Below are 1,148 nucleotides of genomic sequence, written 5' to 3'. Positions count from 1 at the left end.
CTAGTGTTCCGCGCCTGAAATCCGTTGAAGATATCGGGCGAGGGAGTCCAGGATTTCCTCGGCGGTCTTGCGCCAGATGAAGGGGCGGGGGTTGGCGTTCCACTGTTCGATCCAGGCGCGGACGTCGTTCTCCAGAGCGGTGACGCTGGTGTGGACGCCGCGGCGGGTGAGCTGGTCGGTGAGGTAGCCGAACCAGCGTTCGACCTGGTTGAGCCAAGACGATCCGGTCGGGGTGAAATGGACGTGGAAGCGGGGATGGCGCGCGAGCCACTCGTTCACCATCGGAGTCTTATGGGTGGAAAGGTTGTCACAGACCAGGTGGACATCCAGCTCGGCCGACACCGCTTTGTCGATCGAGACCAGAAACTTCCTGAACTCGGTGGCGCGGTGGCGGCGGTGCAATTCCCCGATCACGGTGCCGTCGGCGATGTTGAACGCGGCGAACAGACTGGTGGTGCCGTGGCGGGCGTAGTCGTGGGTGCGGCGCTCGGGCATACCCGGCATCATCGGCAGCACCGGTTGAGACCGATCGAGAGCCTGCATCTGGGACTTCTCGTCCACGCACAGCACCACGGCCCGCTCGGGCGGGTTGTGATAGAGGCCGACGACATCGACCACCTTCTCAACGAACAGCGGGTCGGTCGAGAGCTTGAACCCCTCGACCAGGTGCGGTTTCAACTCGAAGCGCCGCCAGATCCGCCCGATCGTCGATCTCGACAACCCGGTCCGTTCCGCCATCGATGCCCGTGACCAGTGCGTGGCGTTGCTCGGCGTCTGCTCCAAGGTCAACGTCACTACCTGCTCGACCCGGTCCAGCAGGATCGACGGTGGCCGGCCCGGACGCGGTTCATCGACCAGTCCGGCCAAGCCGTGCTCGATGAACCGGCGCCGCCACTTCGCCACCGTCATCGCCGTCACCCCGACCGCAGCGGCGACATGCGCGTTCGCAACACCGGGCTCCGCGCACGCCAGCACGATCCGGCACCGCAACGCATACGCCTGGGTCGACGTCGCCGCCCGAACACCACGCACCAGTTCCCGCCGCTGCGCCTCCGACACCGTCAACTCCGGCCCCGACCGCGGCCTGCCTGTCCTCGCCACGGCCGGACCCTACACTTAGCCAACGGATTTCAGGCGCGGAACACTAG

Annotated in this window: 1 protein-coding gene; it reads right to left on the bottom strand. The window is 65.9% G+C overall.

Going from position 1 to position 1,148, the window contains the following annotated elements:
• Positions 1-1,101, bottom strand: a complete 1,101-nt coding sequence (locus ACFO0B_RS00005; RefSeq protein WP_378610151.1) for an IS630 family transposase — start codon at positions 1,099-1,101, stop codon at positions 1-3.
• Positions 1,102-1,148 lie beyond the last annotated feature (47 nt).

The sequence above is a fragment of the Nocardia jiangsuensis genome, from assembly GCF_042650385.1.
In the GTDB taxonomy this organism is placed as follows: Bacteria; Actinomycetota; Actinomycetes; order Mycobacteriales; family Mycobacteriaceae; genus Nocardia; species Nocardia jiangsuensis.
This window is presented reverse-complemented; position numbering and strand designations above follow the sequence as displayed.